The 14393-nt window shown below is 68.8% G+C and carries 20 protein-coding genes; 7 read left to right on the top strand and 13 right to left on the bottom strand.

All coding sequences use genetic code 11. From position 1 onward, the window contains the following. The first annotated feature begins 42 nt into the window (after nt 1-42). Nucleotides 43-1377 (top strand): sensor histidine kinase, encoded by a 1335-nt coding sequence (locus ACE3UA_RS11070; protein ID WP_374645048.1) that lies wholly within the window; start codon nt 43-45, stop codon nt 1375-1377. Here the strand turns inward: ACE3UA_RS11070 and ACE3UA_RS11065 are convergent. Genes ACE3UA_RS11065 through ACE3UA_RS11055 form a run of 3 tightly spaced genes read right to left on the bottom strand, consistent with a single transcriptional unit; the run spans nt 1337 to nt 5283 of the window. Beyond that, nucleotides 1337-2842 (bottom strand): alpha-amylase family glycosyl hydrolase, encoded by a 1506-nt coding sequence (locus ACE3UA_RS11065; protein WP_374645046.1) that lies wholly within the window; start codon nt 2840-2842, stop codon nt 1337-1339. The genes ACE3UA_RS11070 and ACE3UA_RS11065 overlap by 41 nt on opposite strands. 54 nt (nt 2843-2896) lie before the next feature. Then, nucleotides 2897-3160: a hypothetical protein gene (locus ACE3UA_RS11060; protein ID WP_374645044.1), complete on the bottom strand. Its 264-nt coding sequence runs from the start codon at nt 3158-3160 to the stop codon at nt 2897-2899. A gap of 2 nt (nt 3161-3162) precedes the next feature. Continuing rightward, nucleotides 3163-5283: a catalase gene (locus ACE3UA_RS11055; RefSeq protein ID WP_374645042.1), complete on the bottom strand. Its 2121-nt coding sequence runs from the start codon at nt 5281-5283 to the stop codon at nt 3163-3165. Nucleotides 5284-5515: 232 nt separating this feature from the next. Between ACE3UA_RS11055 and ACE3UA_RS11050 the strand changes: the two genes are divergently transcribed. After that, nucleotides 5516-6082 carry a hypothetical protein gene (locus ACE3UA_RS11050; protein ID WP_374645040.1) on the top strand — a complete coding sequence of 189 codons (567 nt, stop codon included), beginning with the start codon at nt 5516-5518 and terminating at the stop codon, nt 6080-6082. Here the strand turns inward: ACE3UA_RS11050 and ACE3UA_RS11045 are convergent. Then, nucleotides 6075-6338, bottom strand: coding sequence for a hypothetical protein (locus tag ACE3UA_RS11045; RefSeq protein ID WP_374645038.1), 264 nt, complete (start codon nt 6336-6338; stop codon nt 6075-6077). The genes ACE3UA_RS11050 and ACE3UA_RS11045 overlap by 8 nt on opposite strands. 66 nt (nt 6339-6404) lie before the next feature. On the opposite strand from ACE3UA_RS11045, the gene ACE3UA_RS11040 reads away from it, so the two are divergent. From ACE3UA_RS11040 to ACE3UA_RS11025, 4 genes are all read left to right on the top strand, one after another. Then, entirely contained in the window at nt 6405-6974 is a 570-nt protein-coding gene (locus ACE3UA_RS11040; RefSeq protein ID WP_374645036.1) for a DNA-3-methyladenine glycosylase, read from the top strand. Between the two features lie 164 nt (nt 6975-7138). After that, nucleotides 7139-7297: a hypothetical protein gene (locus tag ACE3UA_RS11035; protein ID WP_374645034.1), complete on the top strand. Its 159-nt coding sequence runs from the start codon at nt 7139-7141 to the stop codon at nt 7295-7297. After that, nucleotides 7294-8268: a TIGR03885 family FMN-dependent LLM class oxidoreductase gene (locus ACE3UA_RS11030; RefSeq protein ID WP_374645032.1), complete on the top strand. Its 975-nt coding sequence runs from the start codon at nt 7294-7296 to the stop codon at nt 8266-8268. The genes ACE3UA_RS11035 and ACE3UA_RS11030 overlap by 4 nt, the downstream gene beginning before the upstream one ends. Before the next feature lie 27 nt (nt 8269-8295). Further along, the gene (locus ACE3UA_RS11025) at nt 8296-8484 is read left to right on the top strand and encodes a DUF3008 family protein (RefSeq protein WP_374645030.1); all 189 of its coding nucleotides are present in this window, start codon (nt 8296-8298) and stop codon (nt 8482-8484) included. Here the strand turns inward: ACE3UA_RS11025 and ACE3UA_RS11020 are convergent. From ACE3UA_RS11020 to ACE3UA_RS10980, 9 genes are read right to left on the bottom strand one after another with little or no spacing between them, the layout of a single operon-like run. Next, nucleotides 8481-8969 carry a flagellar basal body-associated FliL family protein gene (locus tag ACE3UA_RS11020; protein ID WP_374645100.1) on the bottom strand — a complete coding sequence of 163 codons (489 nt, stop codon included), beginning with the start codon at nt 8967-8969 and terminating at the stop codon, nt 8481-8483. The genes ACE3UA_RS11025 and ACE3UA_RS11020 overlap by 4 nt on opposite strands. Next, on the bottom strand, nt 8969-9691 hold the full coding sequence (flgH, locus tag ACE3UA_RS11015) for a flagellar basal body L-ring protein FlgH (protein ID WP_374645028.1): 723 nt from the start codon (nt 9689-9691) through the stop codon (nt 8969-8971). Before flgH ends, ACE3UA_RS11020 begins: the two co-directional genes overlap by 1 nt. Then, the gene (flgA, locus tag ACE3UA_RS11010; RefSeq protein WP_374645026.1) at nt 9691-10110 is read right to left on the bottom strand and encodes a flagellar basal body P-ring formation chaperone FlgA; all 420 of its coding nucleotides are present in this window, start codon (nt 10108-10110) and stop codon (nt 9691-9693) included. The genes flgH and flgA overlap by 1 nt, the downstream gene beginning before the upstream one ends. Next, complete coding sequence (gene flgG, locus ACE3UA_RS11005) at nt 10110-10895, bottom strand: flagellar basal-body rod protein FlgG (protein ID WP_374645024.1); 786 nt, start codon at nt 10893-10895, stop codon at nt 10110-10112. Before flgG ends, flgA begins: the two co-directional genes overlap by 1 nt. 9 nt (nt 10896-10904) lie before the next feature. Beyond that, entirely contained in the window at nt 10905-11612 is a 708-nt protein-coding gene (locus tag ACE3UA_RS11000; RefSeq protein ID WP_374645022.1) for a flagellar hook-basal body complex protein, read from the bottom strand. 1 nt (nt 11613) lies between these two features. Next, nucleotides 11614-11880 (bottom strand): flagellar biosynthetic protein FliQ, encoded by a 267-nt coding sequence (locus ACE3UA_RS10995; RefSeq protein WP_197643130.1) that lies wholly within the window; start codon nt 11878-11880, stop codon nt 11614-11616. Further along, a complete protein-coding gene (gene fliE, locus ACE3UA_RS10990; protein WP_374645020.1) occupies nt 11877-12167 on the bottom strand; it encodes a flagellar hook-basal body complex protein FliE in 291 nt (96 codons plus the stop codon). The genes ACE3UA_RS10995 and fliE overlap by 4 nt, the downstream gene beginning before the upstream one ends. Before the next feature lie 11 nt (nt 12168-12178). Further along, a complete protein-coding gene (gene flgC, locus ACE3UA_RS10985; RefSeq protein ID WP_374645018.1) occupies nt 12179-12562 on the bottom strand; it encodes a flagellar basal body rod protein FlgC in 384 nt (127 codons plus the stop codon). Between the two features lie 11 nt (nt 12563-12573). Then, nucleotides 12574-12954 carry a FlgB family protein gene (locus tag ACE3UA_RS10980; RefSeq protein ID WP_374645016.1) on the bottom strand — a complete coding sequence of 127 codons (381 nt, stop codon included), beginning with the start codon at nt 12952-12954 and terminating at the stop codon, nt 12574-12576. Nucleotides 12955-13038: 84 nt separating this feature from the next. On the opposite strand from ACE3UA_RS10980, the gene ACE3UA_RS10975 reads away from it, so the two are divergent. After that, a complete protein-coding gene (locus ACE3UA_RS10975; RefSeq protein ID WP_374645014.1) occupies nt 13039-14349 on the top strand; it encodes a FliI/YscN family ATPase in 1311 nt (436 codons plus the stop codon). Nucleotides 14350-14393 lie beyond the last annotated feature (44 nt).

Raw genomic sequence — 14393 nt, 5'->3', positions numbered from 1 at the left:
TGCCTGCGGCCGCCCAGACTGGAGGAATTCCGGGGGCATGGGGTGAGCGACGGGGAACCGGATGTCCGGCAGATGCAGGGGATGGATCGGCCGAACGACATGTCGGGCCGGATGGAGGGATTGCCCCTCTGCCTGCTCCAGGCGTCCTCCCTCGTTCAGGCGACCGGCGTCCCGATGGGTCTGGTCACCGGCCCTGATGGCCTGATCCTGAACAACGCGGCCTGGGCCCGGCTGACAGGGTGGCAGGCAGGCGACCTGCCGGAGGTGCTGCGTGAGGCCGTGCAGGATGTCCTGGGCCATCCCGCCGCGCGGTTGCTGGTCTTGCCATCCGATGCGGCGCCGGATGCCGCGATTTGGCCGGTGCTGGATGAGGCAGGGCAGGCGCGGGGGGTGCTGATCCTGCTGATCCCCTCCTCCGAACCTCAGGACGCCGCTTGCGCTGCCGCGATCATCGCCGGCGCCGAGGATGCGGTCCTGTCGGTGGACCGGCACCTGCGGATCACCAGCTGGAACGGCGGCGCGCGGAGGCTGTTCGGCCATGCCGCCGAGGAGGTGCTGGGTCATCCGGTCACGCTCCTTTCCCCGCATCCCGACGAGGATCGGGCCACCTTCGACCTGATCCTGCACGGCAAGCGGGTCGCCACCCGCCAGACGCTGTGGCTGCGCACGGATGGCAAGCGGCTGCATGTCTCGCTGGCGGTCTCGCCGATCCGGGATCGGGCGGGGCAGATCACGGGGGCGGCCGTCATCGCGCGCGACAGTTCGGCCAGTCACGATCTGGAGCGGCTGCAAAAGGTCCTGATCGGCGAGATGAAGCACCGGGTGAAGAATGTCCTGTCGACCGTGCAGGCCATCGCGCGGCAGACCATGGGGAGCGAGCGGACCGAGGCCTATGTCACCTTCGAGAAGCGGATCCTCGCCCTGGGCCGGGCGCAGGACCTGATCACCCGCGATGCCCACGAGGGGGTGGAGTTGCAGGCGGTTGTCGCCTCGGTCCTGGCCCCGTTCCCGCAGTCGCAGTTCCGCTTCGAGGGACCGCCGGTCCGGGTATCCTCGCGCGCGGCGGTGGCGCTGGCGCTGGGGTTGCACGAGCTGGCGACCAATGCGGTGAAATACGGCGCCCTTTCGGTCAAGTCCGGCTGCGTGCGGATCCGCTGGGCGGTGACGCCGGGGCCGCCGGCCGAATTCGTGCTTCGCTGGCGCGAGGAAGGCGGGCCAGCCGTGGCCCCGCCCAAGCGGAAGGGTTTCGGCACCGTGGTGATCCAGGACGTCCTTGCAGCCGAGTTGCAGGGCAGGGTCCAGCTTGTCCATGCCGAGGATGGCGTGACCTGCGAGGTTACTGCGCCGATGGCCTCGGTGCAGGAGCAGGAGCTTTAGGCCGCGAGAGCCAGAGCCGGAACCAGGGCGCTGCGGCCTCGCCCACGGCGGCAAGGGGCAGGGCGGTCCTGCCCTCGGGCGCGGTCTGGTCCGGGGCCGAGGCGCTTGTCGGCTGGAAGGACAGCGCCGCCCGCACCGTGCCGGTGCGGAAATGCCAGTCGGCGACCAATGCCCCCGGGCCGGTGATCACCACCGTCGCGGGCTGGGCCCGGCCAGCGCGATAGATCGGCAGCAGCACCTGGCGCCGCAACTCCAGCATCCGCCGTGTGAGGTCCAGCCATGACTCCTGGCCGGGGGCGGGTCCGGCATAGGGATGCGCCAGCGTCGCGGTCGCCGGATCGAACGGGTCGAGCATGTCCTGCCCGCCGCCCGGCAACTCGCGGAACTGCTTGCGCCGTTCCTCTGCCATGTCCGCCGCCACCTGGCCCGCATAGTCGGCGAACCAGGGAAAGGCGCTTTGCGCGCCGCATTCCTCGCCCATGAACAGCAGCGGCACATAGGGCGCGGTCAGGAGAAGCGCATGGGCCACCTGCGCCCGCTCCACCCCGACCAGCGACACCAGCCGCTCGCCCCTGGGGCGGTTGCCGGCATGGTCGTGGTTGAGGTTGAAATTGATGAAGCAGGATGGCGGCAGATGGGCGGAGGGCTCGCCCTTGGCGGTGCTGCCATCGGGGCGGGTCTGGCCCTGCAGCGCCTGCCCGTCGCGCAGCGCCACCGACAGGTCCCGCAAGGGCTGCGGGGTGAACTCGCGGTAATAGCCGAAGCCTTCCCCGGTCAGATGGACATGCAGCGCATGGTGATAGTCGTCGTCCCAGGCCGCGTCATACAGCCGGTTTGCCGGATCATAGGGCGCGGTGCAGTTCCGGCTGTCCTCGGCCAGCAGATGCATCTCGGGAAACTCGCGCCGCAGGACAAGCGCCAGTTCGGTCTCGATCGGCGGGGCGCTGTCGTCCTTCATCTCCTGGATGGCGTCGATGCGCAGCCCGTCGAAGTGGTAGTGCCGCAACCAGTGCCGGGCGCAGTCGATGAAGAAGGCCCGGACGGCGGGACGGGAATAGTCGATCCGGGGACCCCAATCATTCTCCTCGGCAAGGAAGAATTCCGGGCAGATCCGGGCCAACGCATTTCCCTGCGGACCGAAGTGGTTCAGCACCACGTCCAGATAGACCAGCAGGCCCAGCCGATGCGCGGCATCCACCAGGGCGGCCAGATCCTCGGGCGGGCCATAGCGGTCCTGCGGGGCATAGGGCAGCACGCTGTCATAGCCCCAGCCGCGCGTGCCGGGGAACTGGCCCACCGGCATCAGCTCGATCGCGGTGATGCCCAGCGCGGCCATCCGGCGCAACTCGGGCGCGCGGGCGGCGGCGGCAAAGCTGCCCTCGCGGGTGAAGCTGCCGACATGGATCTCGGCGATCACCTGGCGGGCAAAGGGGCCGGGGGCCGCGCGCTGGGCGCGCCGGGCCATGGGCGCAAGATCACGCAGGACCGAATGGCCTTCGACCCCGCCCTCCTGCTGCAGCTAGGCCGGATCGGCAAAGCGGAAATCCCCGGCGCGAAAGCGGTAGAGCCCGCCTTCCGAGGCGCGGGCGATACAGCGATGCACACCGTCCCGCCCCCGGACCATCGGCAAGTCCAGCCCCTCCAGTTCCAGCCGGATCGCGCTGACCGACGGTGCCCAGAGCGCAAGGCTCCACTCGCCCGGAGCGGAGCGCCGCGCGCCCCAGAACGGGGCGGCGGGCAGGTCCGGCGATTGCGCAGCCCGATGTGCCGGAACTTGCGCCACCTTCAGGCGCCCGAGCCAAGCTCGCGCGACCACAGGCGCAGGCGGCGGCAGGAATCGACGAAGCCCTCCGCCGCGCCGGAGGCCAGTTCGACCATCCCCTCATCGGCGTCCGGCAACACCCCGGCGGCAGAGAGCAGCGGGACCGCGCCTTCGGAAAAGCCGATGAACTTGCAATGTACGAAGGCGTCCTTGACGAAATCGACGGCGGCCACCTCGCGGCACAGGGCTTCGGCCCCGCTGCGCGACATCAGAAGACATACCGCGTCGAACAGGACCGAGGCCCCGGCCGCCACCGCGTAATGCGCCGCGACTTGCGTGCCGTCAGCCGAAAGCGCACCGCCGACCGTGGGGGCGACCAGTTCGACCATCGCGCCTTCCGCGGTCATCGCGGCGTTCAGCTCGGCCAGAAGTGCCGCGTCAAAGCCGCCCGCAAGCAGCACGCCCAGCTTGCGCCCGGCGAAGGTTCCGCGCGCGTTCTGAAGGATCGACAGCGCGGGCGAGGGTGGCAGATCGCGCACCGGCACCGCCGGGGTCGCCGCTTCCGGCAGTTCGGGAACGCCCAGACCGTCACCGACCGCCACGGCCAGCGTCTCGTCGATGCTGCGCAGATGCGCCAGCATGCGCAACCGGATTGCAGGCACCTCGCACCGGCCCAGCTCGAAGGCCAGGGCGTTGACGATATGGCGCTGCTCGACCGCGGTCTGGCTGTGGAAGAACAGCCGCGCCTGGCTGTAGTGGTCCGCGAAACTCTCCGGCCGCAGGCGTGACTTCGGCCCCACCTCCTGCGCCGCATAGCTGCGGAAGCCGCGCACGGGGTCCTCGCGCGGGCCGATCCCGAACGAGTTCGGCTGATAGATCGCCCGTCCCGTCGGATTGCGCATCGCCATATGCCCGTCCTGCTGGAAATTCGCGAACGGGCATTTCGGCGCGTTGATCGGCAGCTGGGCAAAGTTCGGGCTGCCCAGCCGCTTCAGCTGCGTGTCGAGATACGAGAAGTTTCGCCCCTGCAGCAGGGGATCGTCCGAGAAATCGATCCCCGGCGGCACGTTCTGGGTCATGAAGGCGACCTGCTCGGTCTCGGCGAAGAAGTTGTCGGGCATCCGGTCCAGCACCAGGCGGCCGACGGGGACGGGGGGCAGGATCTCCTCGGGGATGATCTTGGTGGGGTCCAGCACGTCGAAATCCAGCCCATCGGCGAAGTCCTGGTCGAAGAGTTGCAGCCGCAACTCCCATTCCGGGAAATCGCCGGCCTGGATGGCGCCCCAAAGGTCGCGGCGGTGGAAGTCCGGGTCCGCGCCGTTGATCTTGACCGCCTCGTTCCACAGGACCGACTGCATCCCCTGCTTCGGCTTCCAGTGGAACTTGACGAAGGTGGACTGGTCCTGCGCGTTGACCAGCCGGAAGGTGTGGACGCCAAACCCCTCCATGAACCGGAACGACCGGGGAATGGCGCGGTCGGACATCACCCACATCACCATGTGCATGCTTTCCGGCGTCAGCGAGATGAAGTCCCAGAACGTGTCATGCGCCGACTGGGCCTGGGGAAAGGCGCGATCGGGTTCGGGTTTCACCGAATGGATCACATCGGGAAACTTGATCGCGTCCTGGATGAAGAACACCGGGATGTTGTTGCCGACAAGGTCCCAGTTGCCCTCTTGCGTGTAAAGCTTGACCGCGAACCCCCGCACATCCCGCGCCAGGTCCATCGAGCCTTTCGAGCCGGCCACGGTGGAAAAACGCACGAAGGCCGGGGTGATCTCGCCCGCGCGCTGGAAGATGTCGGCGCGGGTATATTGCGCCAGCGAGTCATAGGTCTCGAAATAACCGTGCGCGCCATAGCCGCGGGCATGGACGACACGTTCGGGGATGCGCTCGTGGTCGAAGTGGAACAGCTTCTCGCGGAACTGGAAGTCCTCCATCAGAAGCGGTCCGCGCTGGCCGACCTTCAGCGTGTTCTGGTCATCCGCGACCGGCCCGCCCTGGGCCGTGGTCATCGTGGGGGCGCCGCCTTCCGCGGTCTGGTGGTATTCGCCGCCCGATCCCCGGCGAAGGGCAAGGTCATGCAGCCGGGCGGGCTCCGATGCAGGGGATGGGGATTTCGGGACAGAGGGGCGGCTGGCCATGGCGGGCTCCTTCGGCTGTGACCGGAAGGCAACCGCGCGGCCGCCAGGTTGTTCCCGGAGCCTTTCCCGCCCCGATCGGCCGGATCCCGCCCAGGAACCCCAGGCAAAGCGTCATGTCCGTCACTCGCCTTGCGGGAGAGCAAGGCGGACCCCATAGTCCTGATCAGATTTCGGGCTGTCCGGATCTGTGGTGGTCAGCGACTCTGGCCAGAGGCAGGAAGGAACGGGCCATATGCAGCAGCTCGCCGGCAAACGCATTCTGACCGTTGAAGACGACTACCTCATCGCCGGGATGCTGGCGGACCACTTCCGCAGTGCCGAGGCCAGCATCCTTGGCCCCTATGCGACGCTCGAGGCGGCGGAATGCCATGCCTTTGGCGCCGATCTGGCGGTCCTGGACGTAAATCTGCGCGGCGAGCAGGTCTTTCGCCTTGCCGACAGGCTTCAGCGGGCGCGGATTCCCTTCGTGTTCTACTCCGGCCGCGACATGGCCGAGATCCCGGCCCGCTTCGCCGATGTGGCGCGGCTGGGAAAGCCCTGTTCACCTGACGAGGCTGTCGACCTTGCCCGGGCCGAACTCGACGGGCAGGAGGCCACCGTGGATCAGGTCCTGCCCCGTCTTCGCGTCTCGGCCCGGCTTCTGGTCCCCGATTCACTGGCCGCCGACCGCCTGGTCGAGGCGACCCTCAAGCTGGCGCTGGAGGAGGAGATGGACCTTTCCGGCACCACGCTGGCGGGCTGGCTGCATCAGTTGATGGCGCGGGCGCTGGAGGCGCGGGCGCATCATCTGTTCAACTAGGCGGCTGTGACTGCGACAGCATCTCGGCCAGAAGACGGAACTCATCGGTCAGCGCCAGGTCGATGGCCCCGGCCTCGGATGGCACCGCACCGGGATCCTCCTGCCCGTCGCGGGGAATCGAGCGGTCGGCCAGCCATTCGGCCAGTTCTGCCTGTCGGGGGGCGGGCAGGGATTGCAGCAGCAGCACCAGCAGGCGGCGGTGGGCCAGCATCCGGCCCTCCAGGGCGACGGACGGGCGCGGGTCGGGGTTGTCCATGGCGGTTCTCCGGGGCATGTGCAAGGCAAACCCGGCCGGGTGGCCGCAGTTCCCGTCGGGGGCGAGATGGACTTTGACCAGGATGTCGTGACGCTTGCCCGTGCCCTTCTTGGCGCAAGGCTGGTCGTGCGCGGCACCGGCGGGACGGTCCTGGAGACCGAGGCCTATGGCCGCGACGATCCCGCCTCGCACAGCTTCCGCGGCCCGACCTTGCGCAATGCGGCCATGTTCGGTCCGCCGGGCACGGTCTATGTCTATCTTTCCTACGGCTGCCACCTTTGCCTGAACGTCGTCGGCCGGCCCGGCGAGGCGGTGCTCCTGCGCGCGCTTTGCCCCGAGGTCGGGGTCGAGGAGATGGCGCGGCGGCGCGACCTGCCGCCGGACAGTCCCAGGCTGGCCTCGGGGCCGGGGCGGCTGGGGCAGGCATTGGGGCTGGATCTGCGGGACAGCGGCAAGAGGTTCGGTGCGGACGGTTTCACGCTTCTGCCCGCGGCCTGCCCGCTGCCGTTTCTCGAAGGCCCCCGCATCGGCATCAGCCGCGCCACCGACCTGCCCTGGCGCTTCGGCCTTGCCGGGGCCGCCGGGATCAGCCGGCCGTTCCCCGCGCTCAGCGCAGGCCGAGGACGGACAGGATGACCAGGACGACGACCACCAGGCCGACAAGGTAGATGATGCTGTTCATGGCGCTCTCGCGGTTTCTGCCCGGCTGAACCCGCCCGGATCGGCAATGTTCCAGCCGTCGTCGCCGGGAACCTTCCCTCGCCGCAGCGGTTGATGCGGCCCGCCCCAGGAGAGGTCCGATGCCCAACGAACCGAAACCCGCCGCCGCCAAGCGCACCCCGCCGAAGCACCGGAGCAATGCGGCAGACGACCAGGAAGGCTCGCCTCATCGGCCCGAGGAATTCGATCAGGTGAACCCCGCAAGGCAGGTGTCCGATCCCGACCAGGACCGGGAATGATCGGCTATCACGCCTCGCACGAGCAATTCGCGCCGGGAGAGCTTCTGGACCTGGTCCGCCTGGCCGAATCCGCGGGCTTTGCGACCGCGAAGTCCTCGGACCATTTCCATCCCTGGAGCGAGCGGCAGGGCCAGTCCGGTTTCGCCTGGTCCTGGATCGGCGCGGCCCTGCAGGCGACGCGCTTTCCCATCGGCCTGATCTCCGCCCCCGGCTGGCGCTATCACCCGGCGATTGTCGCGCAGGCGGCCGCGACCCTGGGCGAGATGTTCCCCGGCCGCTTCTGGCTGGCCCTTGGCAGCGGCGAGGCGATCAACGAGGCGATCCTGGGCCAGTACTGGCCCGACAAGGCCGAGCGCAACGCCAGGTTGCGGGAGTGCGTGGCGGTCATCCGGGCTCTCCTTGGCGGCGAGACCGTCACCCATCGCGGCAGGATCACCCTGGTCGAGGCGCGGCTCTATTCGCGCCCAGGGGTTCCGGTTCCGCTGTTCGGCGCGGCGGTATCGCCCGACACGGCGGCCGAGGTCGCGGGCTGGGCGGACGGGCTTTTGACCGTGGGGGGCGACCCGGCGCTTCTCTCGCGGGTGATCGAGGCGTTCCGCGCCGGCGGAGGCGAAGGCAAGCCCGTGCATGTCCAGCATGCCCTGGCCTGGGACCGTACCGAGGCCGATGTTCTTGCCGGGGCGATGGACCAATGGGCCCCTGCCATCGCGGGCGGCGAAGTCGCCTGGGACCTGCGCCGCCCCGCCGATTTCGACCTGATCGCGGACCTGGTGACGCCCGAGACGCTGTGTCGGCGGATCGACGTATCCCCGGATCTGGGCTGGCATGCCGCAAGGATCGCGGCGCTTTGCGCCCTGGCCGATACGGTCCATCTGCACTGCGTTACCCGCAACCAGCGCGCCTTCATCGAGGCTTTCGGTTCCGCCGTCCTGCCGGGGCTCGGGGAACATTCCAGGGGAACTGCCGGTTGACCCTGCCCGCACGGAAAGGAGCCGCAGATGCCCGCAAAATCCAAGTCGCAGCAGAAGGCCGCCGGGGCCGCCCTGTCTGCCAAGCGCGGCGAGACCGACAAGGGCGACCTGCGCGGCGCCTCGCGCCAGATGGTCGAAAGCATGACCGAGAAAGAGCTTGAGGATCTCGCCTCCACCCGCCGCAAGGGCCTGCCCGAGAAGAAGGACAAGGATTAGCTGTCCTGCCGGGCGATGTCGGTGATCAGCACGTCGCGGATCGCCGGTCCCAGGATCAGGCCGCCCGCCTCCTTCAGCCCGGTGCGCAGGGTCAGAAGGTTGGTGCCATCGGTGAAAGAGCCGCTGAACCCACCGACATTGGCATGGTCGAACAGCACCTGCAGGAAAGCGTCGCGCAACTTCGGCTCGCGCTGGTAGACCGCTTCGGTATTGCCCGCCTCGACCTCCACCGAAAGCGACAGCACCACCATCGCGGCCACCCGGCCCTTTTCGACCACGGGAACGACGAACTGGTTGTTCATCTTCACATATTCCGGGCCGTTCTCGACATGCCCGGCGCCCTCCTCTCCGGCGGGCTCGGCCTCGTGTTCGGCCGCGGGGGGCTGGTCGCCCGGATCCGGGGCCGGGCGCAGAAAGAAGCCCGCACCGGCGCCGCCGCCAAGGCCCAGCAGGGCAAGGATGATCGGGAGAATCTTGCGCATGATCAGAACGGAAGCAGGATATCGGCGGCCTGCTGGCCATAGGTCGGCTGTTGCACGTCGGTGATCTGTCCACGCCCGCCATAGGCGATGCGTGCGCCCGCGATCTTGTCATAGGTGATCTCGTTCTGCCGCGAGATGTCGGCCGGCCGGACATAGCCGGTCACGATCAACTCGCGCATCTCGAAGTTCACCCGCACCTCCTGCTGGCCCTCGATGCGCAGCACGCCATTCGGCAGTTCCTCGACCACCGTCGCCGCGACGCGCAGGGTCAGCTGTTCGGTCCGCGCCACATTGCCCGAGCCCTTGAAGGTCGAGGAGGACCGGGTTTCCACTGCTTCGGCCATGCTCGCGCCATCGGGCAGGCGGTCGTCCAGGCGTTGCGGGATGCCGAAGAACTCCGGCAGGCCCGCCTTGACGCTGCCGTTGCGGTTGCGCCCGGTGGAATTCGAGATCGAGGCGCTGTCGTCGATCTCGATCACCACGGTCAGGATGTCACCCCGCCGCGCCGCGCGCCGGTCGCCGAAGAGTGACCCCGTTCCGGCGGCCCAGAGCGAGGAATCATCCGAAGGCGTCGCGGCGGCCACATCCTCGGGCAGCTGGGCGGAATACATCGCGTAATGCTGCGCGCTGCCCTCCAGCGGCGAGAACTCCGGAGCCCGGCCCACCTGGCCAAGCTTGCCGCAGGCCGCAAGGGCCAGGGCGCAGATCAGGACAAGTCGCGTCATCATTCGGTCCATCCTACATAAACTGCTCCGTCCGGCCCCACGCGGCCACTGACGGTGGTACGGGAGGCAAGGTTCAGCGCGCGGATCACCTCGCCCTCGGCCCCGCGGGCAAGCGCCCGGCCCTCGGTCGCGATCGCCAGCCCGCCGGAGAGAAAGAACAGCCTTACCAGTTGGTTGCGCTCCACCAGCGCGGGTGCGGCCAGATCCTTCGCCCGGACCGGCCGTCCGGCATGGATCGCAACCCGCGCTTCAAGCCCGACCGCCAGCCCCGGATCGGCCAGAGCGCCGGGCAGGGCGGCCTCGACCAGGGCAACATCCTCGGCCGCGATCACGCTTTGCGCCCGGATCGTCCGCGTCGCGACCAGGCTCTCGGCCAGCGCCGGGGCGGTAAAAAGCAGAAGGGCGACGAGGCTGCGCATCATCGCACCTGCGTCGTCGCGCCAAGCATCTGGTCGGCGGCGGTGATGACCTTGGCGTTCAGCTCATAGCCGCGCTGGGCCTTGATCAGCTCGGTCACCTCGCGCACCGCATCGACCGAACTGCCTTCAAGGTAACCCTGCCGCAAGGTGCCGATCCCCTCCTCCCCCGGCACCGCCGAGAGCGGCGCGCCCGAGGCCGGGCTTTCCAGGAACAGGTTCGAGCCGATCGCCTCCAGCCCCTTCTCGTTCGGGAAGGTCGAAAGCGTCAGCTGGCCCAGAAGCTCCGGTTCCACCCGGTCGGTGAAATCGGCCCAGACCTCGCCGGTGGGGCTGATCGTCAGGCCGGTCGCGTCCGAGGGAATGGTGATCCCCGGCGCGACCGGGAAGCCGTCCGAGGTGACGATCAACCCGTCCGCCGAGCGTTTCAGCGCCCCATCGCGGGTATAGCCCGCCACGCCCGAGGGCATCTGCACCTCGATATAGCCGTTGCCGTCGATCGCCACGTCCAGATCGCCGTTGGTCTGTTCCAGCGGCCCCTGGCCCAGGACGACCGAGACCGCGGCCGGCCGCACCCCGAGCCCGACCTGCACCCCCGTCGGGAGCATCGAGCCATCCGAGGCCGAGACGCTGCCCGGCCGTGCCAGTTGCTGGTAGTGAAGATCGGCGAAATCGGCGCGGCGGGGGTTGTAGCCCGTCGTCGACATGTTCGCGAGATTGTTCGACACCACATCGACCCGCATCTGCTGGGCCGACATGCCGGTCGCTGCGATCTGCAAGGCTTTCATGGCCGCTCCCTATCGTCCAAGCGCCTGGATCACGCCCCGGACACGTTCGTCCTCGGCATCCAGGAATTTCTGGCCCAGCTCATAGGCGCGCTGGACCTCGATCATGCGGGCGATCTCCGAGACCGGCTGGACGTTGCTGTCCTCCAGCATCCCCTGCAGGACCTGCCCGTCCTCCACCGGCTCCAGCGCGCCACCGTCGAAGAGCGTGCCCGACTGGTGGCGCAGCGCCAGCGGGTCGCTCGGCCGCCAGAGACCGAGCTGCGCCAACGGCTCGCCATTGGCCGAGATCGTTCCGTCGCGGGCCACCGCCACCTTGGCATCCGGCGGCACGAAGATCGGCGCGCCACCCGCATCCAGCAGGCGAAAACCGTCCGGTGTCACCAGTTCGCCCTCGGCCGAGGGGGTGAAGCTGCCCGCGCGTGTCAACCGTTCGCCCTGCGGTGTCTCGACCAGAAAGAAGCCCTCGCCCTGGATGGCGAAATCGAAGGTCCCGCCGGTCTGCGCCAGCGTCGCCTGCGACAGGTCGACGTGCCGGCCGCTGGCATGGGCCATCGACAGCGACGGATCGCGGTCCAGCGCCGCGACATATTCCGAGAAGACCACCCCCTCGCGCCGGAAGCCGGTGGTCGAGCTGTTGGCGATGTTGTTCGCCACCACCCCCATTTCGCGCATCAGGCCGGACTGGCGGTTCAGCGTGGTGTAAAGTGCGGCGTCCATCTCAGCCCCCCGCGATCCGAGGCACGATCGTGTCGGTGAAGAAGGCGACCAGCGTCGTGGTCATGAAACTCATCGAGACCCAGAAGACCACCAGCATCAGCCCGGCCTTGGGCACGAAGGTCAGCGTCATCTCCTGAATCGAGGTCAGCGCCTGGAAGAGGCCGACCACCACCCCCGCCACCAGCGCGACCGTGAGCAGCGGGGCCGAGATCAGCACGGCGACCCAGAGACCCTGACGCAGGAGATCGAAGATCTGGGTCTCGGTCATACCGGCATCCTCAGGATCTCCTGATAGGCTTCGACCACCCGGTCGCGCACCGTGGCCACCGTCTCGACCGCCATCTGCGACGAGGCGAGCGCCTGGACCAGCGCATGCGGATCGGCGTCGCCGGTCATCGCGGCACGGGCGGTCGCCTCATGCTCCTGCAGGGCGCCGACGAAATTCCCGGCAAGCTTCGCGAGGCCCTGCTCCGCCTCTCCCGCCTTCGGCAGGGGGGCGGCAGCAGTGCGGGCGCTCGCGTAAGCCTTGGAAACGACTGAGGTATTCATATCCATTCTGGATCTCCTTATCTGCGCAGCAGGTCGAACAGGCTTTGCGTCATCTGGCGGGTCTGGTCGAACATCCTGAGGTTCGCCTCGTAGCTGCGCTGCGCTTCGCGCGCGTCAGCGATCTCGATCACCAGATCGACATTCGAGCCGTCGTAGTGACCTGTCTCATCCGCCAGCGGGTGGCCGGGGTCGTAGATCTTCGCAAGATCACTCTGGTCCAGGCGGACCTTGCCGGGTTCCACCAGGCCCGTCTCCATCGCCTCGGCGAAGGTCATCACCTTGCGGTGGTAGCCGGGGGTGTCGGCATTGGCGATGTTCTCCGAGACATGCCGCAGCCGCATCGCCTGCGTCTCCATCCCGGCGGCCGCGAAGGAAAGCGAGCTGATCAGGTCGTTGCCCATCCCTTGCCCCCTTACCGTGCCCGGCCAAGGCTGGCGCGCAGGACGTCCGAAGTCGCCCGGTAGATCGCCAGCGCCATTTCATGGTCCTGCCGCGCCTCGACCGACTTCACCATTTCGCCCTCCAGCGAAACGGTGTTGCCATTGGGCGATTCGCGGCCCGGAGCCCGTTCCGGCACCAGTGCGGCGCCTTCCGGGCTTGCGGCCAGATGGCCCGGCCGGGTGGCGCGCATCTGGCCCCCGTCCGCAAAGACCCTGGCGAAGGAAGGCAGGTCCTGCGCCTTGTAGCCCGGCGAATCCGCATGGGCCACGTTGCGCGCGATCACCGCCATCCTGGCGCCTGAATGCGCCGCCAGCGCCTGCGCCATCCGGGTGAGTTCCAGTTTCTCGAACATCGGGGCTTCTCCCTCGAGTTGTTTCACCAAGGCTTAAGAGTGATTCCTTTAGAAACGGTTGAGAGCGAACAAAGGGAGAATCCCGTGACCGGAATATTCGATGGCCTGCTGGCGGAAATCGCCGGGGTCGCCACGGTGCGGCGCGTCGGCCGGGTGATCGAGACGCGGCGCGGGCTGGCCGAGGTCGGGGGCCTTGAGTCGGCGGCGATCGGCGACCGGGTGCTGATCCACAGCCGCGACGGCGCCGCCGGGGGCGAGGTCCTGCGTCTTGCGCCGGGGCGCTGCTCGGTCCTGCCCGACACCTCGGGCGACGGCATGGCGATCGGCGACCGGGTGGAGCTACTGGGGCGGGCCGAGATCGCGCCGGACGACAGCTGGATCGGCCGGATCGTCGATCCCGCCGGCCAGCCGCTGGACGGAAAGCCGCTGTTGCGCGGCCCGCGCCCGCGCGCCTTGCGCACCCCCGCGCCGCCCGCCGCCTCGCGTCGCAGGCTGGGCGCGCGGCTTGGCACCGGGACGGCGGTGTTCGACACGCTGCTGCCGCTGGTGCGCGGCCAGCGGATCGGGCTATTCGCCGGGTCCGGGGTCGGCAAGTCCTCGCTTCTGGCCCGGTTCGCGCGGGGGGTGGAGGCGGACGTGGTCGTGATCGCGCTGGTCGGCGAACGCGGGCGCGAGTTGCGCGAGTTCACCGAGCGCGTCCTTGGTGCCGAGGGGATGGCGCGCAGCGTGGTGGTCACGGCGACCTCGGACCAGTCGGCGCTGATGCGGCGGTCCTGCGCGCTGACCGCGATGGCGGTGGCCGAGCATTTTCGCGACCAGGGGCTGCATGTGCTCCTCCTGGTCGATTCGATCACCCGTTTCGCCGAGGCGCACCGCGAGGTCGCGCTGGCGGGCGGCGAGGAGGCATCGCTGCGCGGCTTTCCGCCCTCGTTGAACCAGGCGATCATGGGTCTGGCCGAACGGGCCGGCCCGGGACCCGAGGGGGCGGGCGACATCACGGCGGTCTTCTCGGTCCTCGTGGCCGGGTCGGACATGGAGGAGCCGGTGGCCGACATCCTGCGCGGGGTGCTGGACGGTCATGTGGTGATGGACCGCCGGATCGCCGAGCGGGGCCGCTTTCCGGCGATCGACCTTCTGCGCTCGGTCAGCCGCTCGTTGCCTGACGCCGCCGATGCAGAGGAAAACGCCCTGATCGCCGAGGCGCGGCGGTTGCTGGGGGCCTATGACCGGGCCGAGCTGATGATCCAGGCCGGGCTCTACGCCTCCGGAACCGACCCGGTGATCGACCGGGCGATCCAGGTCTGGCCCCGGCTCGACGCCTTTCTGGCCGAACCCGCCCCCGCCAATGGGATCGACGGCAGTTTCGAGCGGCTGCGCGCCTGCCTGTCGGAATAGCCGACGGGTCGGGCGGATGTCGCCTGCCGGACCGCGGGCAAAAT

Source organism: Tabrizicola sp., from assembly GCF_041919135.1.
Taxonomy (GTDB): domain Bacteria; phylum Pseudomonadota; class Alphaproteobacteria; order Rhodobacterales; family Rhodobacteraceae; genus Tabrizicola.
The sequence above is the reverse complement of the archived record's forward strand: the minus strand, read 5'-3'. Positions and strand labels throughout refer to the sequence as shown.

Bases quoted from the DNA above. Each gene is read 5' to 3' on its own strand.
- ACE3UA_RS11040 (WP_374645036.1), top strand. From the start codon at position 6,405: ATGGACTTTGACCAGGATGTCGTGACGCTTGCCCGTGCCCTTCTTGGC.
- flgA (WP_374645026.1), bottom strand. From the start codon at position 10,110: ATGCGCAGCCTCGTCGCCCTTCTGCTTTTTACCGCCCCGGCGCTGGCC.
- ACE3UA_RS11050 (WP_374645040.1), top strand. From the start codon at position 5,516: ATGCAGCAGCTCGCCGGCAAACGCATTCTGACCGTTGAAGACGACTAC.
- ACE3UA_RS11000 (WP_374645022.1), bottom strand. From the start codon at position 11,612: ATGGACGCCGCACTTTACACCACGCTGAACCGCCAGTCCGGCCTGATG.
- ACE3UA_RS11045 (WP_374645038.1), bottom strand. From the start codon at position 6,338: ATGGACAACCCCGACCCGCGCCCGTCCGTCGCCCTGGAGGGCCGGATG.
- flgH (WP_374645028.1), bottom strand. From the start codon at position 9,691: ATGACGCGACTTGTCCTGATCTGCGCCCTGGCCCTTGCGGCCTGCGGC.
- ACE3UA_RS11065 (WP_374645046.1), bottom strand. From the start codon at position 2,842: ATGGCCCGGCGCGCCCAGCGCGCGGCCCCCGGCCCCTTTGCCCGCCAG.
- ACE3UA_RS11035 (WP_374645034.1), top strand. From the start codon at position 7,139: ATGCCCAACGAACCGAAACCCGCCGCCGCCAAGCGCACCCCGCCGAAG.
- ACE3UA_RS10980 (WP_374645016.1), bottom strand. From the start codon at position 12,954: ATGTTCGAGAAACTGGAACTCACCCGGATGGCGCAGGCGCTGGCGGCG.
- ACE3UA_RS11030 (WP_374645032.1), top strand. From the start codon at position 7,294: ATGATCGGCTATCACGCCTCGCACGAGCAATTCGCGCCGGGAGAGCTT.
- fliE (WP_374645020.1), bottom strand. From the start codon at position 12,167: ATGGATATGAATACCTCAGTCGTTTCCAAGGCTTACGCGAGCGCCCGC.
- ACE3UA_RS11055 (WP_374645042.1), bottom strand. From the start codon at position 5,283: ATGGCCAGCCGCCCCTCTGTCCCGAAATCCCCATCCCCTGCATCGGAG.
- flgG (WP_374645024.1), bottom strand. From the start codon at position 10,895: ATGAAAGCCTTGCAGATCGCAGCGACCGGCATGTCGGCCCAGCAGATG.
- flgC (WP_374645018.1), bottom strand. From the start codon at position 12,562: ATGGGCAACGACCTGATCAGCTCGCTTTCCTTCGCGGCCGCCGGGATG.
- ACE3UA_RS11025 (WP_374645030.1), top strand. From the start codon at position 8,296: ATGCCCGCAAAATCCAAGTCGCAGCAGAAGGCCGCCGGGGCCGCCCTG.
- ACE3UA_RS10995 (WP_197643130.1), bottom strand. From the start codon at position 11,880: ATGACCGAGACCCAGATCTTCGATCTCCTGCGTCAGGGTCTCTGGGTC.